Raw genomic sequence first — 13,956 nt, forward strand, 5'->3', positions numbered from 1 at the left:
CGCGACCCTCCCACCCATGACCCCAGCACGATGACCCCACAGACCTCGTCCGGCGATCTCCTGGCCGACCGCCGCTACGGCTACGGTGCCGCCTGCCTCGCGGAGGGCGACGTCGCGACCGCCGCCGAGATGGCCGAGCAGACATTGGAACGGGCGCCGCGCTTTGCGCCTGCCTGGTTCCTGCTCGGCCGTGCCAGGGAGGCGCAGCATCGGGCGGGTGGTGACGAGGGCGCGTTCCATGCGGCGCTGCGCGCCTACGCCAACGCCCTCGATCTCGACCCGGAGGATGGGCAGGGCGCCCGCCTCCACCTCGCGCGGATGGGCGAGGGCGCGGTGATGGAGGCGATCACCCCGGCCTACGTCCGCGCCCTGTTCGACGGCTACGCGCCGCGGTTCGAGCGCCACCTCGTGGACGACCTCCACTACCGGGGTCCGTCCATGCTGGTGGCGGCCCTGGACCGCGCCGCCGGGGCGGCGGCCCCGTTCGCGGTCGCGCTCGACCTCGGCTGCGGCACCGGGCTGGTGGGCGAGGCCCTCGGCGGCCGGGTCGCGCATCTCACCGGCGTCGACCTCTCGCCGGGGATGCTGGCACACGCCGAGCGCGCCGGGCGCTATCGCCGGCTGGTGGCCGGGGACCTGCGCAGCTTTCTCGCCACCGAACCGGCGGGTGCCTTCGACCTCGTCGTATCGGCGGACGTCTTCATCTACGTCGGCGATCTGGCAGCGGTCCTCTGCGCCATCGCCCGCGTCCTGCGGGTGGGGGGCTACGCCGCCTTCACCGTCCAGTCGCCCCCCGGCCCGGGTGTCGAGCTGGGGCAGGATGGGCGCTACGCCCACGGCGAGGGCGCGCTGTCGCAGGCCATCGCGGCGGCCGGTCTCGATCTGCGCCTCGCGGAGGAGGCCGCGATACGGCGCGAAAGCGACGCCGACGTGCCCGGCCGCGTCGTCGTGCTCCGGCGCCCCGATCCCGGCGCGGCCTCACGCCCGTGAGGCGCTCGCGACGGGCACGGCGGGACCCGGACCGCCGCCGGGCTCGCGATCGCGCAGCCAGCGGTCGATGGTGGCGTAGAGGTCGTCGCGCCTGAACGGCTTGCCGACGTGGTCGTCCATCCCGGCCTCGCGGAAGCGACGGATCTGCTCGGGCAGCACGTTGGCGGTCATCGCCACGATCGGCAGCCTCGGCCCGGGCCCGGCCATCCGGCGGATGAGCTTGGTCGCCGTCATGCCGTCCATGCCCGGCATCTGCACGTCCATCAGCACGAGGTCGTAGTCGTTGTCCTGCACCGCGACGAGGGCGGCGGCACCGTCGCCGACCACGTCGAGGGTATGGCCGGCCGCCTCGATGATCACCCGGGCGAGCTCCTGGTTGATCTCCACGTCCTCGACCAGAAGGAGGCGTCCGGTCCTGCGCGGCGGCGCGGCGGCCTCGCCCGCGGTCGGGCCCGCGCCGAGGTCGAGGCGCCCGCGCGGCAGCGTCACCGTGAACCAGAAGGTCGAGCCCCGCCCCTCCTGCGAGAACACCCCGATCTCGCCGCCCATCAGCTCCACGAGGCGCCGGCAGATGGCGAGGCCGAGGCCGGTGCCGCCGAAGTCGCGCTTGATCGAACTGTCGGCCTGGCTGAAGCGCTTGAACAGCCGCGCCTGCTTGTCCCTGGGGATGCCGATGCCGGTATCGGTGACGGCAAAGCGCAGGCGCTCGCCGGTGGCCAGACTCGCCTCGTGCCGAACCACGAGGGCGACATAGCCCTCCTTCGTGAACTTCAGGGCGTTGTTGAGGAGGTTGAGCAGGATCTGGCGCAGGCGGGCCTCGTCGCCCACCAGGACGCGCGGCAGGCCCCGATCGAGGTCGACCGTGATCTCGACGTCGCCACCGCGCCGGGCGCCCCGGGTGATCGACAGGCAATTGTCGACGAGGGCGCGCAGGGGAAACGGCCGGGGATCGAGCTCGACCGCCCCGGCCTCGACCTTCGAGAAGTCGAGGATGTCGTTGACCACGGTCAACAGGGCCGCGCCCGAGGATTGCACCAGTTCGGCATGGCGGCGGACGTCGTCGGGCAGGGACTCGCGCTTGTCGAGGATGAGACCGCTGAAGCCGATGATCGCGTTGAGCGGCGTGCGGATCTCGTGGCTCATCGAGGCCAGGAAGTCGGTCTTGGCCTCGTTGGCGGTATCGGCGTGCGCGCGCGCGAGCTCCGCCATCTCCTTGGCGAGGCGCAGTTCCTCGCCCTGCCTGTGCCGGTCGGAGACGTCGCGCAGGGAGCAGACCAGGCCCTGCGGCGCCCCTGTCGCCTCGTCCCGCACGAGCTTGACGAGGTTCTCGACCCAGACCCAGTGCCCGTCCTTGTGCCGGATGCGATAGGTGATCGCGTCGCGGTCTTCCGGCACGGCTCCGGCGAACAGGCGCCCGGCGCCGTCGCGCACCGCCTGGCGATCGTCGGGGTGGATGCCCTCCAGAACGTCGACGCCGGTCAGTTCGTCGGCGCCGCAGCCGAACAGCGCGACGCACGACGGCGAGATGTATTGACGCCGGAGATCGCCGTCGATCCGGGTGATCACGTCGCTCGTCGTCTCGGCGAGCAAGCGGTAGCGCCCCTCGCTCTCGCGCAGGGCGTCGTCGCTGCGCTTGCGGTCCATGATGTTGCGGACCGAAGCGATGAGACCGGCCGGCGCTCCGGCCTCGTTACGCAAAAGCTTGATCGAGGCCTCGACCCAGACCCATTCGCCCGACCGGTGGCGGAGGCGGTTGGTGTTCACCACCCGGTCCCTGGCACCGGAGGCCAGTTCGGCGAAGACGCCCGACAGCCCCTCGACATCGTCGGGATGGACCATCTGCTGCGGGCTCGTGCCGACGAGGTCGTCGGGTTCGTAGCCCAGGAGATCGCGCGAGCCCGGCGAGACGAACAGGCGCCGCCCCGTCAGGTCCATATGGGTGATCATGTCGGTGCTGTGGTCGGCCAGCAGCCGATAGCGTGCCTTGCTCTCGCGGACGGCGCGCTCGGCCTCCCGCGCGGTCCGCTCGGCCGCCTTGAGATGGGTGATGTCGCGGGCGATCGCCACGAGGCGATCGGTGGGGCGGTTCCCATCGACGATCGGAGTGATCAGCACCTCCACGTGGAGCGGATTGCCCTTGGCCGTCACGGTCTCGCCCTCGATCCGTGCCGACCCGGTGGCGCGCGCCTCTGCGAGCTTGGCCCGGACCGCGTCGTGCATCGCCTCCGGCCACAGGTCGAGGTACGGCTTGCACAGGATCGCGGCGGGATCGTCGACCTCCATGACGCGCAGGCCGTTGCGACTGACGAACTCCAGGTTGCCGTCGGCGTCGATCACCTCGATGCAGTCGCCGGAGCCATCGATGACGCCGCGCAGGAACGCTTCGCTGTCCTTGAGGGCCTGCGAGGCCTGCACGAGGGGCGCCACGAAGATGCGTTTGCCGGCGAGCCAGATCACCCCTGCGAGGATGGTGGAGATCGCCAGCAGCAGCAGGCCGCCGCGCACGAGCTGCGCGTCGATCGGCGCCAGGACCGTCGCCCGGCTGAGCCCGACCATCAGGCGGGCGTCGGTTCCCGGCAGGCGGCTGTGGCCGAAGACGCGTTCGGTCCCGCGGATGTCGCGCCCTTCGTAACGGCCGTTCTCGACGGCGAGGGCCGCCCTGACGTTGTCGAAGCCGGACAGGTCCTGGCCGACGATCCCGGGCAGCGAGGGGTAGCGGGCGAGGCCGCGTCCGCTGCCGTCCACCAGGAGGACGGTGGCGTCGTTCTTCTGGCCCACCGCCTTGGCCAGGTCGTCGAACCAGTTCAGGTCCAGCGTGGCCATGACCGTCCGCGGTCTCTCCCCGGCGACAGCGGCGGCGACCGGCAGGGCCGCAGCCACGGTGGGAGCCTTGCGGGAGAGGGTGACGTAGAAGTCGCTGACGCTGAAGGCGCCCGCGGCCATCGTCTTGAGGTACCAGGCGCGCTGCGACACATCGAGGCCCAGCGTTCCTTCCACCGTCGAACAGGTGATGCGCCCTGCGGAGTCGACGAGGAAGAAGGCCGAGGCCCACGGTCGATCGAGGCGGACCCGATCGAGGAAGGTCTTGCAGGTGGCCGCATCCCGTTCGACCACCGCCGGCACCCGCGACAGCAGGCCGAGGGTGGTCCGCGCCTCGTCGATGGTGTCGCGGTAGCGCTCGACTCCGTCCTGGGCCGCCTCGTGGACCCGGTCGACCGCCGCGGCGATGCGTTGCCGGCGCTGCTGGTACAGGTCGTTGAGCTGGACGGCCGACAGCGGCACGAGCGTGGCGGCTACCAAGAGAGCCAACCGCGTCCGGATCCCGAACCGGGCGGACAGGGGCGTCCGGCTCGGCACGGCGTCGGCGGATGCCGCAGAATGCCCGGCGGCTTTCATGTCACTGTCGTTCCCCGGTGCCCGGACGGCCTCGTCGTGCCGGGAAAGTGCCGCGCGGCCGTACGCGCAGGACGATGTCTCGGATGAGGGTCGGCCAGCGCCTTGCCGTGCAACCCTCGGTGCCTTCGCTCTAGCAGGTACGACGATCCCTACCAGACCGTTGACGGGCGCTCGCTCCCGCGGTCGCTCGGCATGCGGCCTAACCCGATCGGCCGAGGGCGTGGGGACGCGGAGTTCGCTCCCCCCCGCTCGCGACGGTCCGCGCCCTGCGTGATGCAACCGGTTTGCGGTATCTCTGTTGCTAAGCTGGCCCGCGTCGGCCGGCCGATGCCTCCCCCGCTCGCAGCCCGGTTCGTCGCCGGGGAAGGGGGCAGGACGGCCATACGGCCTTTCGGCCCCTGCCGTTGTCGATCGAGCGGATCCGGGGCCGGCGGCACCCCGGGACATTTTTGGAGCACCGGATGGCAGACCAGAACAACAAGTCGTTTCCCGCCAGCGGCAAGACGCGGATTCCCCTCGCGCTCGCCCTCTCGGGCCTGGCGGGCTGCGCCGACTCCATCGGGTTCCTCGAATACTCGCAGCTCTTCATGTCGTTCATGAGCGGCAACACCACCCGGTTCGGGGTGTCGGTCAGCCTCGGCGACTGGGAGAGCACCGCCCGCGTCGCGTCCGTGATCCTGATCTTCTGCTTCGGGGCCTTCGCCGGGACCCTGATCGCGGCCTGGGTCGGCCAATGGCGCCTGGCGGTGCTCCTGTCGCTGCAGGCCCTTCTGCTCACCGCGGGCCTCGTGATGCCCTACGGCACCTTCGCCTGGCCGCTGCACGCCTACCCGATCGTCCTGGCGCTCGGCCTCCAGAACGCGACCCTGCAGGACGAGGCCGGCCGCAGCCTGGCCCTCACCTACGTCACCGGCGCGGTGGTGCGGTTCGGGACGGGGCTCGCCAACCTGCTCCTGCACAAGCCGGCCCCCTCGTTCTGGATCCAGGCGCCGTTGTGGGGTGCCCTGAGCGCCGGCGCGGTGGTCGGTGGCGTGCTGCAGAACCGCTACGGCGAGGACGCCTTCCTGGTCCCGGCCGCCCTGGCGGGCGTGCTGGCCGTCATCGCCCTGGTCATGACGCTGGCAAAGCCCGGCAGCGCGTACGTGACGAGCGCCTCGGCCCCCGCGCCGGATGCCCCGGCCAGCGCTCCGCCGGTCGGCGCCCCCGCCCTCGACAAGCCCTACGACGTCGAAGTCCACGGCTCGCCGGGACGCCGCCCCTGATCGGAGCCTCAGTCGCCGCCGGCCTCGCCGCGCAGGCGTTTGGTGGCGCTGCGCTTCGACTTGTCGTCGAGGCGGCGCTTCTTCGACGCCAGCGTGGGGCGGGTGGCCCGGCGCGGCGTCGGCGGTACCGCCGCCTCGGCCACGAGTTCGGCGAGGCGCTCGCGGGCGTCGGCGCGGTTGCGGTCCTGCGTCCGGAACCTTTGGGCGCTGATGACGATGACGCCGTCCACCGTCAGGCGCCGCCCGGCCAGCCGCATCAGGCGCACGGCCACCGCGTCCGGCAGGGAGCTCGAGCGGCGGGCATCGAAGCGCAGTTGCACGGCCGTGGAGAGCTTGTTGACGTTCTGGCCGCCGGGGCCGGAGGCGCGGACGAAGGTCTCCTCCAGCTCCGCCTCGTCGATGGCGATGTGGGGGGTGCATTGCAGGACCATCGGCACTCCCCCGCCGGTTCAGGCGGCGTCGGCCGGCGTGCGGGCGCGCACGGCCAGGGCGTGCAGCCCGCGCTGGAAGGCGGGCTCCAGGAGGGCGTTGACGAGGCGATGACGCTCGACCCGGCTCTTGCCCTCGAAGGCCGCGGAGACCACGTCGAGCCGGAAGTGTGTCTCACCCGCCTCCCGCCAGCCGCCGTGGCCGGCGTGGAGATGGGATTCGTCGACGACGTCGAGGCTCACCGGCGTCAGCGACGCCTCCAGCGTCCGGGCGATCCACGCCTTCAGCGTTTCTGTCTCGGCCATCGTCACCCTCTTTTCGGTCCCCGCACCGGCTTACCGGCGTCAACCCCCGATGTCGGCATGCGTCATCAGGCCCGGCGCCCTTGTGTCCCTGGGCGCCCCCCTCATAATCGCCTTGTCATGGATCTCAACTCGCGCCTGTTCGACCGTATCCGCATCAAGCCGACCTGCGACGAGCCCAAGGCGGCCGCCGCCGGGTCGTGCGAAACGCCCGGCTGCCAGAACGCCGGGCTCTATCGCGCCCCCAAGGGGCGCAAGGCGGAAGGCCAGTACTGGCGCTTCTGCATCGACCACGTGCGCGCCTACAACGCGACGTACAATTATTTCGACGGCATGAACGACGCCGCGGTCCAGGCCTATCAGAAGGACGCGGTCATCGGCCACCGCCCGACCTGGGCGATGGGGGTCAACCCCGCCACCCGCGCCGGCAAGATCGACGCGCCCGAGGCGAACCGCGATTGGGCCTACGTCGATCCCCTCGGGGTCCTGCGGTCGGAAGGCGTCGGCGCCAAGACCCGGCGCGCCGCGCCCGAACCGATGCGACCGCGCCATTCCGCCAAGGTCCTGCGCGCCCTCGACGTGCTCGGGCTCGACGAGGGAGCCGATACCGCCGCCATCAAGGCGCAGTACAAGGTGCTGGTGAAGCGCTTCCACCCGGACGCCAACGGCGGCGACCGGTCGTTCGAGGAGAGGCTGCGCGACATCATCAAGGCGCACGACACCCTGCGCGCGGCCGGCCTGTGCTGACCGGTCGGACCGTCCCGGCACGATCGATGCACGCCCGCCGTTTTCCGGGCCGGGTACGGTAATTTGCCCGACGGGCCCTATATGCGATGAACGATCCCTTCGTTCGCAGTCTTGGCGTCAGACGCCGGCCGTGGTGAAGGGACATGCAGCGCCGCTCATCCGCGGATGCGGCACCCCGCCCGAGACACACCCTGCGAGGACCGAGCCCGAGGGCCGGCCCCGCCCCGACGAGGTCACGTATGCTCTCTGACGACACGCCCGCCTCGCTCCCCGACCGGACCGTCTCGGTCCGCGACGTGTTCGGCATCGACATCGACCTCAAGGTCCCGGCCTTCTCGCAGACCGACGAGCACGTGCCCGACCTCGACCCGGACTACCTGTTTGACCGCGAGACCACCCTGGCGATCCTGGCGGGCTTCGCGCGCAACCGCCGCGTCATGGTCACCGGCTATCACGGCACCGGCAAGTCGACCCACATCGAGCAGGTGGCCGCGCGCCTGAACTGGCCCTGCATCCGGATCAACCTCGACAGCCACGTCTCCCGCATCGACCTCGTCGGCAAGGACGCCATCGTCGTGAAGGAGGGCAAGCAGATCACCGCCTTCCAGGACGGCATCCTGCCCTGGGCGTTGCAGAACAACGTCGCGCTGGTGTTCGACGAGTACGACGCCGGCCGGCCCGACGTGATGTTCGTGATCCAGCGGGTGCTCGAGGTCTCGGGCCGCCTGACGCTGCTCGACCAGAAGCGGGTCATCCGCCCTCATCCGGCCTTCCGGCTGTTCGCCACCGCCAACACGGTGGGCCTGGGCGACACCTCCGGCCTCTATCACGGCACGCAGCAGATCAACCAGGGCCAGATGGACCGCTGGTCGATCGTCACGACGCTGAACTATCTCGCCCACGACCGCGAGGTCGACATCGTCCTGTCGAAGGCACAGCACTACCAGCGCGACGGCGGCCGCGACATCGTCAACCGCATGGTGCGCGTCGCCGACCTCACCCGCAACGCCTTCATGAACGGCGACCTGTCCACCGTCATGAGCCCGCGCACCGTGATCACCTGGGCCGAGAACGCCGAGATCTTCGCCGATGTCGGGTTCGCTTTCCGCGTCACCTTCCTCAACAAGTGCGACGAGCTCGAGCGCACCCTGGTGGCGGAGTTCTACCAGCGCGCCTTCGGCAAGGAATTGCCCGAGAGCGCGGCGAACGTGGCCTTGAGCTGACGACGATAGGAGGACGCGATGGGTGAGCCGGCTCTGAAAGGCGCGCCGCTTACCGATGGAGCGAGCCCCTCCGGAGGGCGGACGCGCCACGAGGACGACCTCTTTACCTGGGTTCAGGAGCAGGTCGCCCTGCTCCGGGCCGGTGCGGTCGAGACGATCGACGTCGCGAACATTGCGGAGGAGCTCAACGACGTGGGTGCCGAGCAATACGATCGTCTCGAAAGCGCCCTCGAAGTCCTCTTGATGCACATGCTGAAATGGGACCATCAGCCGGAACGGCGCAGTCGGAGCTGGGTCCTCACGATCGTCGAGCAGCGCAAGCGCGTCGACAAGGTTCTTCGCAAGAATCCCGGGTTGAGGCCCCGCATCGCCGAAGCGGTCGAGGATGGTTTCGACCTCAGCCGGGTGCGCGCGGCTCGCGAGATGAAACGCGATTTGGATACCCTTCCCGATCCGTGCCCCTACGACTGGGACGCGATCACCTCGCGGCCATTCTCTTTGGCCGAGGCATAGGCGCTCGAACCGGAATCACCCTGAAGAATGTCCATCTCCAACCGCAAGACCGGTGACCGACGCGAGCCCGTCTCCGAGCCCCTGAAGCGTTCGGTGGCCGGCTGCTTGCGCGCCATCGCCAAGCGCGCCGAGGTCGAGGTGACCTATGCCAGCGACCGGCCGGCGCTCACCGGCGACAAGGCCCGCCTGCCCGAGCCTCCGCGAAAACTGACGCCCGGGGACGTGGCGATCCTGCGCGGCAACGCCGATTCCATGGCGCTCCGGCTCGGCTGCCACGACGTCGGCGTCCATCGCCGTCTCGCTCCCGAGAACGCGGCGGCGCGGGCGGTCTACGATGCGGTCGAGCAGGCCCGCGTCGAGGCGATCGGCTCGCGGCGGATGTCGGGGGTCGCCAGCAACATCTCGGCGATGCTGGAGGACCGCTATCACCGCGGCGGCAAATACGAGGACATCACCGACCGCGCCGACGCACCGATGGAGGACGCCGTCGCCCTGATGGTGCGCGAACGCCTCACCGGACAGGCGCCGCCCCTCGCCGCGCGCAAGATCGTCGAGCTCTGGCGCGAGCACATCGAGGGCAAGGCCGGCACGAACCTCGACGGCCTGCTCGGGTCGATCGAGAACCAGCGCCATTTCGCCCGCACCGTGCGCGAACTGCTGTCCTCCCTCGACCTAGCCGACGAGACCCCCCTCGATCCGGACGACGACGACAACGACGACGACAACGATTCGCAGGACGACGAGCAGCAGCCCAGCGACGGCGACGCCGAGGAGCAGTCGCAGGGCGACAAGGCCGAGATGGATTCTTCCGAGGAGGCCGCCGACGACCTCCAGGAGGGCGCCACCGAATCCGCCGACGCGCCATCGGGCGAACTGCCCGACGAGGCCGAGGACGCGGAATCGGAGGAAGCCTCCGAGTCATGGCGGCCGCCGCCCACCAAGGTGAACGAGGCCCGCGGCCCCGATTACAAGGTGTTCAACCCCCGCTTCGACGAGATCATCCACGCCGAGGATCTCTGCGACGGCGAGGAGCTGGCGCGCCTGCGCAGCTACCTCGACAAACAGCTCGCCCATCTCCAGGGCGTCGTCGGGCGCCTCGCCAACCGCCTGCAGCGCCGGCTGCTCGCGCAGCAGAACCGCGCCTGGGACTTCGACCTCGAAGAGGGCCAGCTCGACCCGGCCCGCCTCGTGCGTGTGGTCACCGACCCGTTCCAGCCGCTCTCCTTCAAGCAGGAGAAGGACACCAACTTTCGCGACACGGTCGTCACGCTGCTCCTCGACAATTCCGGTTCGATGCGCGGGCGCCCGATCACCGTGGCGGCGACCTGCGCCGACATCCTGGCCCGCACGCTGGAGCGCTGCGGCGTCAAGGTCGAGATCCTGGGCTTCACCACCCGCGCCTGGAAGGGTGGGCAGTCGCGCGAGGCGTGGCTCTCGGCCGGCAAGCCCAACACGCCCGGCCGCCTCAACGACCTGCGCCACATCGTCTACAAGTCGGCGGACGCCCCCTGGCGCCGCGCGCGAAAGAACCTCGGCCTGATGATGCGCGAGGGCCTGCTGAAGGAGAACATCGACGGCGAGGCGCTGGACTGGGCGCACAAGCGGCTGCTCGCCCGCACCGAACAGCGCAAGATCCTGATGGTGATCTCCGACGGCGCCCCGGTCGACGATTCGACCCTGTCGGTGAACCCCGGCAACTACCTCGAACGCCACCTGCGCTGGATGATCGAGGACATCGAGACCCGCTCGCCGGTGGAGCTCCTGGCCATCGGCATCGGCCACGACGTGACGCGCTACTATCGCCGCGCCGTGACGATCATCGATGCGGAGGACCTCGGCGGCGCCATGACCGAAAAGCTGGCGGAATTGTTCGAGGAGGATGCCAAGGATACCGGCCGTCCCGTCCGGAAGGGCGGCGGCCGTCGCTGACGGGCCTACACCCGTCCCAGCACCCACAGCCAGCCGGCGGTCGAGAGGATCGCCAGCAGGGTCGAGGCGAGGATCGCGGCGGCGATGGGACCCTTCTCGGTGTCGTAGCGGTTGGCCAGCAGGTAGGCGTTGATGCCCACCGGCATCGCCGCGAACAGCACCGCCACGCCGGCATAGGCCGGCGGCATGGTGAAGACGTGGAAGGCGAGCACCCAGACCACCAAGGGATGGATGCCGAGCTTGAGCGTCGCGATCGACAGGGCGCCGGGCAGGTCGTGGACGAGGCGGTAACGGCGCAGGCCCGCGCCGAGCGCGATGAGGGCGCAGACCGACGCCGTGCCGGCCACGGCGTCGATGAGTTGCTTGGCCGGCCCGGACGGGACGATCGCGAACTGGCGCAAGGTGAGCCCGAGCACCAGGGCGACGATGATCGGGTTGCGCACCAGCACCCACGCCAGCCCGCGCAGGCGCGCCAGGAACGACTTGTCCCCGTCAGCCTCGATGAGGAAGGTCGCGGCACCCATCATCAGCGGCAGATGCACGGCGAGCAGCATGAACAGCGGGAAGGCTCCGGCCTCGCCGTAGGCCTGCAGGATCATCGGCACGCCGACGAAGACCGTGTTCGACTGGCTGGAGGCGAAGCCGTGCAGGACGGCGCCGCGCCGGTCGATGCCCCCGCGTCGCCGTGCGATCAGCGAGCCGATCGCCCAGGCCACCGCCGCCCCGCCGAAGTAGCTGATCCAGTAGCTCGGGGTGATCTCCCCCGAGAGCCCCGGCCGCGTCAGGGTATCGAGGATCAGGGCGGGCACCGCGAGGGCGAAGACGTATTCCGAGAGTCCGTCGCTCACCCGTTCGGACAGGACCCCGGCCAGGGCCGCCGCCCAGCCGAGGAGCACGATCCCGAAGATCGGCACGATGAGGGCGACGATGCCGGTCAGGTGTCACTCGCTGACGCCGGAGGGAAAACGCGAAAAGACCGCTGCGCGTCAGGCGCGAAGCGGTCTTTTCGATGGACACGACCTCGATCCGATCCTTGGGATCCGATCCTTGGGGCCGGCACGCGCTTCGACGTGCCGACGCGTCGCCGGTCAGGCGGCGACCGGGGTCTCGACCTCGGCGAGCTTCTTGTGCAGCTCGCGCTTGATGAGGCGGGCGGCCTGCGACAGCTCGATCTCGCGGGCCTTGATGAGGAAGGCGTCGAGGCCGCCGCGGTGCTCCACCGAGCGCAGGGCGTGGGCCGTGACGCGCAGGCGCACCCGGCGCTTGAGGGCGTCCGACTGCAGCGTGACCTGGCACAGGTTCGGCAGGAACCGGCACTTGGTCTTGCGGTTCGAGTGGCTCACGAGGTGGCCGGTCTGCACGGCTTTGCCCGTGAGTTCGCAACGGCGCGACATGGTCAAAAATCCCGTTTTCGTTTCGCGAAGGCCGGCCGGCTCGGCGGGAGGCTGTCCCCGCACCGCGAACGAAAGCCTCACGCACGCCCGATCCGATCGACCGGCGCTGTCATTGGAGGCGCGAGGCTATAGGGGCTGGGGAGGGTATCCGTCAAGGCTGACGATGGGTCGATCAGGGCCATCGGGTGACCCCGGTGCCCCGTGATCGTCGGGGAGGCCTCAGGCGCCCGCGGCCGCATCCGCGGCCCGGGCATTCGCTTCGCTCGACGCCTTGCAGGAGCGATGTCCTCCACAAGCCCGCTGCGCGGGGCGCTCTTCGCGACCCGTGTCATCGACGATCGGCTTTCACCCCATTCTCCTGCGGGCGGCGCCCGGCCGTGGCGACACGCTCGAACGATGTGTTAACCATCAACGGGCGACGATGCGAGCGTCGGGTCAGGTCGGCCCGTCCGGCGGCACGCATGCGACGTCGCGCGGCCTCGCGAGAACCCGAGTTCCTGAGCCCATGAGCGCCACGCGCCTTCTCGTCATCGCCTTCGCACTCACGACGGTCGCTGCCGTCCCCGCCCACGCGAAGCCGAAGGCCAGCCCCGCCCTCGTCACCGTCGAGTACGGCGTCAACCTCGCGGGCATCCCGATCGGGACCGCGCAGGTCTCCGGCTCGTTCGAGGGCACCCGCTACCGGATGGACGTGTCGGCGCGTCTCACCGGCCTCGTCGGCGCGGTCACCGGCGGCATGGGTTCGGCCCGCGCCAGCGGCCTCATCACCGCCGCACCTCAGCCGAGCACCTTCGCCATCGCCACCAAGACGTCGAACGCCGGCATCGCCGTACGGATGGCGCTGGCCGGCGGCAACGTCACCCAGGCCGAGATCACGCCGCCGCTCGTCGACCTCGGCGACCGCGTGCCGATCACCGCCGCCAACCGCAAGGGCGTGATCGACCCCGCCAGCGCCCTGATGATGCCGGCCATCGGCAAGGGCGCCCTCACCGACCCCGAGAACTGCAACCGCACCCTGCCGGTGTTCGACGGTGCCACCCGCTTCAACGTGACCCTCAGCTACGGCGAGACCCGCATGGTCGAAAAGCCCGGCTATTCCGGCCCGGTGCTGGTCTGCAACGCCCGCTACCAGCCCATCGCCGGCCATCGGCCCGACCGGCCGGGCGTGAAGTTCATGGAGGACAACCGCGACATGTCGGTGTGGCTGGCGCCCGTGGACGGCACCCGCGTGCTGCTGCCGGTGCGTATCGCGGTGCGCACCACCATCGGCACCAACATCATCGAGGCGACCCGCTGGGTGCGCAGCGGCGGCGCCACCACCGCCGCCACTCCGGGCTCGGGCGCGGTCGCGAGCCTCGACGGACGATAGGGCGGATGCGCGGCATCGCGTCCCCGGCAATTCTGGCGCTCCCGGCGATCCTGGCCACGCTCCTGACCGGGCCGGCCCTGGCGGAGGTGCTCGAGTCCGGATCCTCCTGTGGCGGGGACGCCTATTCCTCCGCGCAGGTGATCGAGGGCCGGCCGCCGCGGCGCGGGCCGCTCACCAGCGTCCCCGACACCCTCTGCGCCGACGTAGCGCCCCGCGCCGGCTCGACCCGGATCGAGATCTACGGCGTACCGGGCCTGGGGGACGTGCCGGGCCTGGGCGACCCCGGCCGCGACGACGGCATGGTTGGCGCCGGGCGGGGTCGCGCCCCATATGAAGGGGATCGCGCTCCGGCGCGGCGTTCCGCGCCACGGTATCGGAGCGACTGACCCTCGTCGTTTCCTC

13 protein-coding genes are annotated in these 13,956 nt (G+C 70.5%); 8 read left to right on the plus strand and 5 right to left on the minus strand.

Annotated features, from left to right (window positions below; translation table 11 throughout):
- The first annotated feature begins 30 nt into the window (after positions 1-30).
- Positions 31-990, plus strand: a complete 960-nt coding sequence (locus ASG59_RS13240) for a methyltransferase domain-containing protein (RefSeq protein WP_056409297.1) — start codon at positions 31-33, stop codon at positions 988-990.
- On the opposite strand, the gene ASG59_RS13245 is transcribed toward ASG59_RS13240, so the two are convergent.
- Positions 979-4,299: a PAS domain S-box protein gene (locus tag ASG59_RS13245; protein WP_162245455.1), complete on the minus strand. Its 3,321-nt coding sequence runs from the start codon at positions 4,297-4,299 to the stop codon at positions 979-981. The two genes, ASG59_RS13240 and ASG59_RS13245, sit on opposite strands and share 12 nt — an antisense overlap.
- A gap of 548 nt (positions 4,300-4,847) precedes the next feature.
- On the opposite strand from ASG59_RS13245, the gene ASG59_RS13250 reads away from it, so the two are divergent.
- On the plus strand, positions 4,848-5,648 hold the full coding sequence (locus tag ASG59_RS13250) for a YoaK family protein (protein WP_156387759.1): 801 nt from the start codon (positions 4,848-4,850) through the stop codon (positions 5,646-5,648).
- Positions 5,649-5,656: 8 nt separating this feature from the next.
- Here ASG59_RS13250 and arfB read toward each other — a convergent pair whose 3' ends face one another.
- Both arfB and ASG59_RS13260 read right to left on the minus strand, forming a co-directional pair.
- The gene (gene arfB, locus ASG59_RS13255; RefSeq protein ID WP_055887845.1) at positions 5,657-6,079 is read right to left on the minus strand and encodes an alternative ribosome rescue aminoacyl-tRNA hydrolase ArfB; all 423 of its coding nucleotides are present in this window, start codon (positions 6,077-6,079) and stop codon (positions 5,657-5,659) included.
- Positions 6,080-6,097: 18 nt separating this feature from the next.
- On the minus strand, positions 6,098-6,382 hold the full coding sequence (locus tag ASG59_RS13260; RefSeq protein WP_055887842.1) for a BolA family protein: 285 nt from the start codon (positions 6,380-6,382) through the stop codon (positions 6,098-6,100).
- 117 nt (positions 6,383-6,499) lie between these two features.
- On the opposite strand from ASG59_RS13260, the gene ASG59_RS13265 reads away from it, so the two are divergent.
- The 4 genes from ASG59_RS13265 to cobT all read left to right on the plus strand — a co-directional run bounded on the left by ASG59_RS13265 (position 6,500) and on the right by cobT (position 10,791).
- Complete coding sequence (locus ASG59_RS13265) at positions 6,500-7,126, plus strand: DnaJ domain-containing protein (RefSeq protein ID WP_056409301.1); 627 nt, start codon at positions 6,500-6,502, stop codon at positions 7,124-7,126.
- A 239-nt stretch (positions 7,127-7,365) separates the two neighbouring features.
- Positions 7,366-8,349 (plus strand): cobaltochelatase subunit CobS, encoded by a 984-nt coding sequence (gene cobS / locus ASG59_RS13270; RefSeq protein ID WP_055887835.1) that lies wholly within the window; start codon positions 7,366-7,368, stop codon positions 8,347-8,349.
- An 18-nt stretch (positions 8,350-8,367) separates the two neighbouring features.
- On the plus strand, positions 8,368-8,862 hold the full coding sequence (locus tag ASG59_RS13275; protein ID WP_056409302.1) for a DUF29 domain-containing protein: 495 nt from the start codon (positions 8,368-8,370) through the stop codon (positions 8,860-8,862).
- 27 nt (positions 8,863-8,889) lie between these two features.
- Positions 8,890-10,791: a cobaltochelatase subunit CobT gene (gene cobT, locus ASG59_RS13280; protein WP_056409304.1), complete on the plus strand. Its 1,902-nt coding sequence runs from the start codon at positions 8,890-8,892 to the stop codon at positions 10,789-10,791.
- Positions 10,792-10,796: 5 nt separating this feature from the next.
- Here the strand turns inward: cobT and ASG59_RS13285 are convergent, their stop codons facing one another.
- Together ASG59_RS13285 and rpmB are read right to left on the minus strand one after the other, a co-directional pair.
- On the minus strand, positions 10,797-11,729 hold the full coding sequence (locus ASG59_RS13285) for an AEC family transporter (RefSeq protein WP_055887825.1): 933 nt from the start codon (positions 11,727-11,729) through the stop codon (positions 10,797-10,799).
- A gap of 150 nt (positions 11,730-11,879) precedes the next feature.
- Positions 11,880-12,185: a 50S ribosomal protein L28 gene (rpmB, locus tag ASG59_RS13290; protein ID WP_056282880.1), complete on the minus strand. Its 306-nt coding sequence runs from the start codon at positions 12,183-12,185 to the stop codon at positions 11,880-11,882.
- Between the two features lie 505 nt (positions 12,186-12,690).
- On the opposite strand from rpmB, the gene ASG59_RS13295 reads away from it, so the two are divergent.
- Together ASG59_RS13295 and ASG59_RS13300 are read left to right on the plus strand one after the other, a co-directional pair.
- Positions 12,691-13,554 (plus strand): DUF3108 domain-containing protein, encoded by an 864-nt coding sequence (locus ASG59_RS13295; RefSeq protein ID WP_056282883.1) that lies wholly within the window; start codon positions 12,691-12,693, stop codon positions 13,552-13,554.
- Between the two features lie 5 nt (positions 13,555-13,559).
- Positions 13,560-13,940 carry a hypothetical protein gene (locus ASG59_RS13300; protein ID WP_056409306.1) on the plus strand — a complete coding sequence of 127 codons (381 nt, stop codon included), beginning with the start codon at positions 13,560-13,562 and terminating at the stop codon, positions 13,938-13,940.
- Positions 13,941-13,956: the final 16 nt, after the last annotated feature.

Origin of the sequence: Methylobacterium sp. Leaf466, assembly GCF_001425565.1 — a bacterium.
Taxonomy (GTDB): Bacteria; Pseudomonadota; Alphaproteobacteria; order Rhizobiales; family Beijerinckiaceae; genus Methylobacterium.

Bases quoted from the DNA above. Each gene is read 5' to 3' on its own strand.
- ASG59_RS13240 (WP_056409297.1), top strand. From the start codon at position 31: ATGACCCCACAGACCTCGTCCGGCGATCTCCTGGCCGACCGCCGCTAC.
- ASG59_RS13250 (WP_156387759.1), top strand. From the start codon at position 4,848: ATGGCAGACCAGAACAACAAGTCGTTTCCCGCCAGCGGCAAGACGCGG.
- arfB (WP_055887845.1), bottom strand. From the start codon at position 6,079: ATGGTCCTGCAATGCACCCCCCACATCGCCATCGACGAGGCGGAGCTG.
- ASG59_RS13260 (WP_055887842.1), bottom strand. From the start codon at position 6,382: ATGGCCGAGACAGAAACGCTGAAGGCGTGGATCGCCCGGACGCTGGAG.
- ASG59_RS13265 (WP_056409301.1), top strand. From the start codon at position 6,500: ATGGATCTCAACTCGCGCCTGTTCGACCGTATCCGCATCAAGCCGACC.
- cobS (WP_055887835.1), top strand. From the start codon at position 7,366: ATGCTCTCTGACGACACGCCCGCCTCGCTCCCCGACCGGACCGTCTCG.
- ASG59_RS13275 (WP_056409302.1), top strand. From the start codon at position 8,368: ATGGGTGAGCCGGCTCTGAAAGGCGCGCCGCTTACCGATGGAGCGAGC.
- cobT (WP_056409304.1), top strand. From the start codon at position 8,890: ATGTCCATCTCCAACCGCAAGACCGGTGACCGACGCGAGCCCGTCTCC.
- rpmB (WP_056282880.1), bottom strand. From the start codon at position 12,185: ATGTCGCGCCGTTGCGAACTCACGGGCAAAGCCGTGCAGACCGGCCAC.
- ASG59_RS13295 (WP_056282883.1), top strand. From the start codon at position 12,691: ATGAGCGCCACGCGCCTTCTCGTCATCGCCTTCGCACTCACGACGGTC.
- ASG59_RS13300 (WP_056409306.1), top strand. From the start codon at position 13,560: ATGCGCGGCATCGCGTCCCCGGCAATTCTGGCGCTCCCGGCGATCCTG.